This window comes from Oerskovia rustica, from assembly GCF_014836555.1.
Classification (GTDB): Bacteria; Actinomycetota; Actinomycetes; order Actinomycetales; family Cellulomonadaceae; genus Oerskovia; species Oerskovia rustica.
The window spans coordinates 29808-38118 of record NZ_JACSQQ010000036.1; the positions used below are offsets into that span (position 1 = coordinate 29808).

5 protein-coding genes and 1 pseudogene are annotated in these 8311 nt (G+C 73.3%); 2 read left to right on the top strand and 4 right to left on the bottom strand.

The genetic code is table 11. The features are described from left to right. Positions 1 to 170: 170 nt before the first annotated feature. Positions 171 to 1301 carry a branched-chain amino acid aminotransferase gene (locus H9652_RS16540; RefSeq protein ID WP_138823704.1) on the top strand — a complete coding sequence of 377 codons (1131 nt, stop codon included), beginning with the start codon at positions 171 to 173 and terminating at the stop codon, positions 1299 to 1301. A gap of 93 nt (positions 1302 to 1394) precedes the next feature. Here H9652_RS16540 and H9652_RS16545 read toward each other — a convergent pair whose 3' ends face one another. Next, entirely contained in the window at positions 1395 to 1973 is a 579-nt protein-coding gene (locus H9652_RS16545; protein WP_191797424.1) for a DUF6069 family protein, read from the bottom strand. Positions 1974 to 2356: 383 nt separating this feature from the next. Between H9652_RS16545 and cimA the strand changes: the two genes are divergently transcribed. Next, positions 2357 to 4021: a citramalate synthase gene (gene cimA, locus H9652_RS16550; protein WP_191797426.1), complete on the top strand. Its 1665-nt coding sequence runs from the start codon at positions 2357 to 2359 to the stop codon at positions 4019 to 4021. A gap of 94 nt (positions 4022 to 4115) precedes the next feature. Here cimA and H9652_RS16555 read toward each other — a convergent pair whose 3' ends face one another. The 3 genes and pseudogenes from H9652_RS16555 to H9652_RS16565 form a co-directional block, all read right to left on the bottom strand. Beyond that, positions 4116 to 6983, bottom strand: coding sequence for an FAD-binding and (Fe-S)-binding domain-containing protein (locus H9652_RS16555; protein ID WP_191797428.1), 2868 nt, complete (start codon positions 6981 to 6983; stop codon positions 4116 to 4118). After that, positions 6980 to 7867: a MurR/RpiR family transcriptional regulator gene (locus H9652_RS16560; protein ID WP_030152170.1), complete on the bottom strand. Its 888-nt coding sequence runs from the start codon at positions 7865 to 7867 to the stop codon at positions 6980 to 6982. The genes H9652_RS16555 and H9652_RS16560 overlap by 4 nt, the downstream gene beginning before the upstream one ends. Then, positions 7864 to 8311, bottom strand: a pseudogene (locus H9652_RS16565) (hypothetical protein); the annotation flags it as partial. The pseudogene H9652_RS16565 and the gene H9652_RS16560, both read right to left, overlap by 4 nt.

Consider the following 8311-nt stretch of genomic DNA (forward strand, 5'->3'; position numbering starts at 1 on the left):
CCCCTGCTCGGGGGCCCGACGGCGGCGCGCACCCTCTGCCGTCCTCACCGCTCCCACGTCCTCGTCGAAGGTCCGGGAGTTCTCGCCCGCCCTGCGGGCGCCGAAGGGCGCTCTGTCATGGAAAACTAGGCGAGGAACCCACCCGGGTCGCCAGGTGAAAGGCCCATGACATGACTTCCCCCCTCACAGCGCAGCCCGCTTCCTCGGCCGAGGATCTCGTCGCGCTCTTCGACATCCGCACCTCGGACACCCCGACCTCCCCCGAGGCCAGGGCGGCCGCGATCTCCGCCCCGAAGTTCGGCACCGTGTTCTCGGACCACATGGCCCGGATCAGCTGGAACTCGACGGACGGCTGGATCGACCGCCGCATCGAGAAGTACGGCCCCCTCCAGCTCGACCCCGCGACCGCGGTCCTGCACTACGCCCAGGAGATCTTCGAGGGCCTCAAGGCGTACCGGCACCAGGACGGGTCCGTGTGGACCTTCCGTCCCGAGGCCAACGCCGCTCGGTTCGCCCGGTCCGCGCACCGTCTGGCGCTGCCGGCACTCTCGGTCGACGACTTCATTGGCTCGATCACGGCGCTCGTGCGCACCGACGTCGAGTGGGTCCCGAGCGGCGAGGAGGCGAGCCTGTACCTGCGTCCGTTCATGTACGCCTCGGAGTCGTTCCTCGGTGTGCGGGCCTCGCTCGAGGCCGAGTACCTCGTGATCGCCTCGCCCGTGGGCCCGTACTTCTCGGGCGGCGTCAAGCCCGTCTCGATCTGGGTCGACCGCGAGTTCAGCCGCGCCGGTGCCGGCGGCACGGGCGACGCCAAGTGCGGCGGCAACTACGCGTCGAGCCTGCTGCCGCAGACCCTCGCGCAGGAGAAGGGCTTCGAACAGGTCTGCTTCCTCGACTCGTCGACGGGCACGTTCCTCGAGGAGCTCGGCGGAATGAACGTGTTCGTCGTCAAGGCCGACGGCTCGGTCGAGACGCCCGAGCTCACGGGGTCGATCCTCGAGGGCGTGACCCGCTCGTCGATCATCCAGCTCCTCAACGACCGCGGTCACGAGGTCACCGAGCGGCGCATCCCGCTCGAGGAGCTCCTGGCCGACATCCGGTCCGGCGCGGTGACCGAGGTGTTCGCGTGCGGCACGGCTGCGGTCGTCACGCCGATCGGCCGCCTGGGCGGGTCGAACTTCGACCACACCATCGCCGACGGCGGAGCGGGCGAGCTGACCCTGGCGATCCGCGGCGAGCTCACCGACATCCAGAACGGCCGGGCGGCGGACCGTCACGGCTGGATGACACGCCTGGCCTGAGGTCACCACCGACGTACCGCTGAGTGCGGAGCAGCCGTCGCCGATCGACCCGGTCGGCGACAGCTGCTCCGCACTCGGCGTGTCGGCGGGGGCTCAGACCGGCCGGCGCACGATCGTCCGGCCTGCGACGCCCGCGAGCAGCGACCAGACGGCGACCCCGATGAGCAGGTTCACGAGCCCGGACAGCACGGCCGACGTCGTGTCCGTGGTCCAGGCGAACGGCAGGGCCGTGATGACGACGATCACGAGCGCCATGATCCAGCCGAAGAACGCCCGCGGGCGCGGGGTCGTGAGGATCAGCACGTGCAGCAGCCCCGCGGCGAGCAGGGCGAGGATCGCCCCGTCGATCGCGAACGCGGCCTGGTGCGAGGCGGTCGAGAAGATGTCCGGCGGCGGCACGAGCGTGAACGAGAAGATCCGCTCGAGGATGATCACGGCCACGAGGCCGATGAGCGCGGCCACCAGCGCCGTGGCGGCCGCCCCCGCCCAGAAGCGGCCGACCTCGACCGCGAGGCGCGGGTCCGCGGGGTTGACGGGCTCGTGGGGCGCAGGGAAGTCGACGTGCGGGTCGGGCGGGACCGTGGGCGGGATGGCCGGCGGGACCCCCTGGGGGTGGCCGGGGGAACCGGGCTGCGGGACGTTGCCGCGGGGCGGGAAGTTCGGGTCGCTCATGATGCGTCTCCTGTCGTTGCAGGCTGTCGTTCCGGGCGCTCGCTGGTTGGCGTGCTCAGTCCGTGGACACCGTTCCATCCTGGCGGCTGCTGTGGCAGCATGTGTCCTGTGACACACCTCGTATCCCACCTCATTATCGAGTAGCGCGCCCGGCCACCACACCGGACGCGCAAACCTCCCGCACCCTCGGGGGGTTTTTTTGTTGCCTGACACCACCCCGGTCGGGCACCGAAGCGCCGGGCACGAGCTTCACGAGAGCGACCGCCCGGCGCGCGGGAACGAGGAACCCCCGGCGGACGCGGAAGCGGATCGCCCGATCCACCTAGAGTGGTCTCGCCCAGGCGGCACCGCTGGACCCCGAGATCTCCCCAGAGAGCGGCACGATGACTTCCCAGGTGAACCCCGTAGCTCCTGCCACAGCGAGCGCACCCTCGACGTTCCACGTCTACGACACGACCCTGCGCGACGGCGCGCAGCAGGAGGGCATGAACCTCACCGTCGCCGACAAGCTCGCGATCGCCCCGCTCCTGGACGAGCTGGGCGTCGGGTTCATCGAGGGCGGCTGGCCCGGGGCCATCCCCAAGGACACCGACTTCTTCTCCCGTGCCGCGAAGGAGCTCACGCTCAAGAACGCGGTGCTGGCCGCGTTCGGCGCGACCCGCAAGACCGGGATCAAGGCCGCCGACGACCAGCAGGTGCGCGCGCTCGTCGCATCGCAGGCGCCGGTGATCACGCTCGTCGCCAAGTCCGACCTCCGCCACGCCGAGCGCGCGCTGCGGACCACGGGCGCCGAGAACCTCGCCATGATCACCGACACCGTCGCGTTCCTCGTGGCCGAGGGGCGCCGCGTCGTCCTGGACGCCGAGCACTTCTTCGACGGCTACCGGTTCGACCCCGCCTACTCGCGCGCGGCGGTCGAGGCCGCGTTCGCGGCGGGGGCCGAGGTCGTCGCGCTGTGCGACACCAACGGGGGCATGCTGCCCGAGTGGGTCGGCGAGATCGTCACGGAGCTGCGCGACGCCGTCGGGATCCCGCACGGCCTTCACGCCCGGGCCGGCGACCCGTTGCTCGGGATGCACGCGCACAACGACTCGGGCTGCGCGGTCGCGAACTCGCTCGCGGCCGTGGCCGCGGGCGCCGCGCACGTCCAGGGGACCGTCAACGGCTACGGCGAGCGCACCGGGAACGCGGACCTCATCACGGTTGTCGCGAACCTCGAGCTCAAGCACGGCCGGAGCCTGCTCGTCGACGGCGGCCTGCAGGAGACCACGCGCATCGCGCACGCGATCAGCGAGATCACCAACATCTCGCCCTACGCGCGCCAGCCGTACGTCGGGGCCAGCGCGTTCGCGCACAAGGCCGGGCTGCACGCCTCGGCGATCAAGGTCGACCCGGACCTCTACCAGCACATCGAGCCCACGCTCGTCGGCAACGACATGCGCATGCTCATCTCGGACATGGCGGGCCGCGCGTCGATCGAGCTCAAGGGCCGGGAGATGGGCTTCGACCTCTCCGACCAGGCCGACGTGCTCTCGCGCGTGACGCACCGCGTCAAGGAGGCCGAGGCCCGCGGGTACACCTACGACGCGGCAGACGCCTCGTTCGAGCTGCTGCTGCGCGAGGAGATCGCGGGCGAGCGGCCGCAGTTCTTCCGGGTCGAGAGCTGGCGCACGATCGTCGAGCGGGCCGGGGGACGCGGCACCGAGGCGACGGCGGAGGCGACCGTCAAGCTGCACGCCGGGGGCAAGCGCATCGTCAAGACGGGCGAGGGCAACGGACCGGTGAACGCGCTCGACCACGCGCTGCGGCTCGCGCTGCGGCGCGTGTACCCGGAGATCGAGGCGTTCGAGCTGATCGACTTCAAGGTCCGCATCCTCGACACCGAGCAGGGCACGGACGCCATCACGCGAGTCCTCATCGAGATGACCGACGGGGCGACGTCCTGGTCGACGGTGGGCGTCGGGCCGAACCTCATCGAGGCGGCCTGGGAGGCGCTGACGGACTCCGCGATCTACGGGTTGATCCACGCGGGCGTGCAGCCGCGCTGAGCCTGCGCCCCGCTCCGGGCGCCTGCGCCCACGTGTCGGAAGGAGCGTGACCTCCGGGTCACGCTCCTTCCGACACGTCGGGGTGCGGGACCCGTCAGGGACGCGTGGCCGCCTCGAGCAGCTCGACGACGTGCACGTAGTCCTGCCCCGTCGCCCGGCTCAGGCCCATCTCGCACGTCCGGTTGCTCGACGCGTACGCGTCCGCGGTGCCGTGATCGCGTGCGTGGGCCGCGACCTCGGCGGCCTCGGCGCGCGTCGCCGCGGCGGTGAGCTCGGGGTGGAGCATCCCGCGGTCGCCGGCGAACCCGCAGCATCCCGCGTCGAGGGGGAGAACGACGTCGTCGGCCACCGCGCGTGCGACCGCCTCGAGGTCGCCCACGACCCCCAGGTGGATCGACGAGCACGTCGGGTGCAAGACGAGCGAGCCCAGCGTCGTACCGGCGGCCCGGGGGGAGCGGCCGCTCGCCTCGAGCGCGGGCAGGACGGCGCTCCGCACGAAGGTCACGGCGTCCAGGACGCGCAGCCGTTCGAACTGCTCGCGCGCCTCGCCGGCCAGGTGGGACCCGACCCCTTCGAGCCCGTGCGTGCAGCTCGACGCGTCCGAGACGACGGGCAGGCGACCGCCGTCGGTCGCGGCCCAGAGCGCGTCGAAGGTCCGCTCGGCCATCGCGGCGGCGCCGTCGGTCAGCCCCTTGGAGACCCACGGCGTGCCGCAGCACAGGCCCGCGATCCCCGCCGGGATCGCGACCGTGATCCCCGCGCGCTCGCACAGCGCGAGGAATGCCGGGCCCACGCCGCCCGGGCTGGGCGACGCCTCGGCGGGGGAGAAGAGCGAGCCCATGCACGACTGGAAGAAGACGACCGACGCGTCAGCGACGGCCCCGGCCGACGCCACGCGACGTGGTCCGGGCCCGGGCAGGTCCGACCCGACGAGCGGTACGACGTCCGCACCCAGCACGGCGCGCCCCACCTTCGAGGCCGCGGACACGAGCGGGGTGGGCAGGCGGTCGACGACGCCGAGCGCCCCACGCAGGCCGGTGACCGCGCCGCCCCAGTGGTCGGCCGCCGTGCGCCCGGCGCGCTGGACGACCGGCCCATGTCGCTGCGCGCGGCGGACCTTCATGACCTTGCCGGTGTCGATCCCGACCGGGCAGGCGGTCACGCACAGCGAGTCCACGGCGCACGTGTCGACGGCCGAGTACTCGTAGGCGCGCTCGAGCTCCGCGAGCTCGGACGGGGCAGCCGTGACCATCTCGCGCAGCAGCGCGATGCGCTGGCGCGGGGTCGTCGTGACGGTCCGCGACGGGCACGCGGGTTCGCAGTAGCCGCACTCGACGCACCGGTCCACGACCTCGGCGAGGTCTCCCGCTGCCGGTTCCCCGACGGGCGGCACGAGCTTGAGGTGCGCCAGGTGCCCCTCGTCGTCGTCCGTGAGGAGAACACCCGGGTTGAGCAGTCCGGTCGGGTCGCACAGGGCCTTGACCTCGCGCATCACGGCGTACAGGTCGTCCCCGAACTGCCGACGGACGAACGGCGCCATGATGCGACCCGTGCCGTGCTCGGCCTTGAGCGAGCCGCCGCGGTCGAGCACCAGGGTCACCATGTCCTCGGTGAAGGCCGCGAACCGGTCGAGCTCGCCGTCGTCGGACAGGCGCGGGGTGATCATGAAGTGCAGGTTGCCGTCCTTGGCGTGCCCGAACGTCACGGCGTCGTCGTAGCCGTGCCGCTCGAAGAGCCCGCCCAGGTCGCCGACCGTCGCGGTGAGGTCGGGGACGGGGACGACCAGGTCCTCCAGCAGCGCGGTGCTGCCGGGCGCCCGGGCCCCGGCCACCGCGGTGTACAGGCCCTTGCGCACACGCCACAGGCGCCCGCGGGCCGCGGGGTCGCGCGTGAGCTCGGCAGGCGTCGCGAGGGCGAGGTCGCCGATGACGCGGCGCGCGGCCTCCTCGAACGGTTCGAGCCCGTCGGGGGACGTGGCCTGGTACTCGACGAGCAGGGCCGTCTGGGTCGTGGCGGCCGCGAAGGTCCGCATCGACGCGTCGGCGAGCGGGTCGGCGGCGGCGACGCGGAGCGAGGCCGCGTCGAGCAGCTCGATCGCCCGCGCGCCCGAGCCGGTGATGGTCGCCAGGGCGTCGGTCGCGTGCTCGAGCGCGTCGAAGACCAGAAGGGTGGTCGAGGCCGCGGGCAGCAGAGGCACCGTCCGGAAGGTCACGTCCGCCACGAACGCGAGCGTCCCCTCCGACCCGACGACCAGGTGCTCGAGGATCTTGACGGGGGAGTCGTGGTCCACGAACGCGTTGACGCCGTAGCCCATGGTGTTCTTCATGGAGTACTGGTGCGCGATCGTGGCGCGCATCGACGCGCTCGCGCGCACCCGGTCGCGCAGCTCGGCCAGGCCGCGGTGCAGCGCGGGCTCGAGGGCCCGCAGCCGCTCGTCCGCGTCCGGGGCGCCCGTGTCGAGCACGGTCCCGCTGGGCAGGACCAGGGTCATCGACTCGATCGTGCGGTACGCGGTGTCGACCGTCCCGCAGGCCATGCCCGAGGAGTTGTTGGCGACGACCCCGCCGATCGTGCACGCGATCTCGCTCGCCGGGTCGGGGCCGAGGCGCCGCCCGTGGCGCAGGAGCCGCCCGTTGACCGAGCGCAGCGTCACGCCGGGCTGGCAGCGCACGCGGGCGCCGTCGTCGAGCACCTCGACGCGCGTGAAGCGCGTGCGCGTGTCCACGAGCAGGCCCGCGCCCGACGCCTGTCCCGACAGGCTCGTCCCGCCCGAGCGGAACGTGACCGAGAGCCCGCGGTGATGGGCCTCGGCAAAGGCGGCGACGACGTCGGGCACGTCCTGCGCGCGCGCGACCGCCTCGGGGCGCAGCAGGTAGTGCGACGCGTCGTGCGCCTGGGCGACCCGCGTCAGGAGGTCGGTCCGGATCTCGAGGGCCCGCGTCGTCGCGGCGGAGACGTTCATGCCCGGGCCTTGCGCTCCCCGTCGAGCCGGTGGGGCTGGACCGCGTCGTAGGTCGCCTTGAGGTTGGCGCTGGTCTGCTCGTACAGGCGCTGGGCCACGCGGACGAACAGGAAGTCGACGACCGCGAGCTGCGCGATGCGGCTCGACAGGGCGCCCGAGCGGAACTGCGTCTCGCGCGCCGTGGTGCCGAGGACGATGCCGGCCTCCTGCCCCAGGGGGGACTCGGGGAAGTTGGTGATCGCGACGGTCGTCGCTCCGCGCGCCTGCGCGATGCCGAGCGCGTGGTTGGTCTCGACCGTCTGCCCGCTGTGCGAGATCCCGATCGCGACCGCGCCCGGGCGCAGGAGCGCCGCGGACTGGAGCTGGAGGTGCGGGTCGGGCGCGGCGAAGCACACGAGCCCGATGCGCTGGAGCTTCTGCGCGAGGTCCTGCCCGGTGAGTTGGCTCGACCCGACGCCGAACACGTCGACCCGGGGCGCGGCCGCGACGGCCGCCGCGACCTGCTCGAGCGCGCCGAGGTCGAGCATGCGCGCGGTCTCCTCGATCGTCCGCGCCTCGTGGAACGCGATCTTCGCGACGACGTCCTCGGCCGTGTCCGTCTCGTTGATCTCGCCGTGCGCGACGTTCGAGCGCTCGAGCTCCATCTCGCGGCGCGACGTGGCCTGGGCGAGGTCGATCCGGAACTCGGGGTAGCCCGCGTAGCCGATCGCCCGGCAGAAGCGCACGACCGTGGCCTGGGAGGCGCCCGCTCGCGCCGCGAGCTCGTTGATCGTGGACCCGACGACGGCGGTCGGGTCCGCGAGCACGGCCTCCGCGATCCGGGCCTCGGCCGGGCGGAGGGTCGGCAGGGCCTGCCGGATGCGGACGAGTCCATCACCTGTCATGTCGGATCTCCTGTGATCGGTGCGGGGTGGCTGGCGGTGGGGTTGTCGCTTCGGGGGCGGGCGCCGGTGGCGGGCGCGGGGTCCGGGGGCGAGCCCCCGAGACTCAGCCACGGCTCGTGCGCGACGAGCGAGCCGGTGCCACCGGCGCGCCCGGCGCTCCCCGCGCTCTCGGCGCTCTCGGCGAGCAGCCGGGCCAGGTGCAGCGCGCCGTCGAGCGGGGTGCCTGCGGAGGGGACGAGCTCGGCGTCGGGGCGCAGCGCGGCGAAGCGGCGCGCGAGCGCACCCGTCAGCGACGGGCCTGCTGCCAGGACGCCACCCGTCGCGGCGGCGAGCGGCGGCAGCCCGGGCACGAGGGCGGCCGCGAGCGACTCGGCCAGGTGCCGGCCGGCCTCGGTGAGGATCTGCACGGCCGCCGGGTCGCCCGCCGCGGCGGCCGCCCCGACG

Bases quoted from the DNA above. Each gene is read 5' to 3' on its own strand.
- H9652_RS16560 (WP_030152170.1), bottom strand. From the start codon at position 7,867: ATGACAGGTGATGGACTCGTCCGCATCCGGCAGGCCCTGCCGACCCTC.
- cimA (WP_191797426.1), top strand. From the start codon at position 2,357: ATGACTTCCCAGGTGAACCCCGTAGCTCCTGCCACAGCGAGCGCACCC.
- H9652_RS16540 (WP_138823704.1), top strand. From the start codon at position 171: ATGACTTCCCCCCTCACAGCGCAGCCCGCTTCCTCGGCCGAGGATCTC.
- H9652_RS16545 (WP_191797424.1), bottom strand. From the start codon at position 1,973: ATGAGCGACCCGAACTTCCCGCCCCGCGGCAACGTCCCGCAGCCCGGT.
- H9652_RS16555 (WP_191797428.1), bottom strand. From the start codon at position 6,983: ATGAACGTCTCCGCCGCGACGACGCGGGCCCTCGAGATCCGGACCGAC.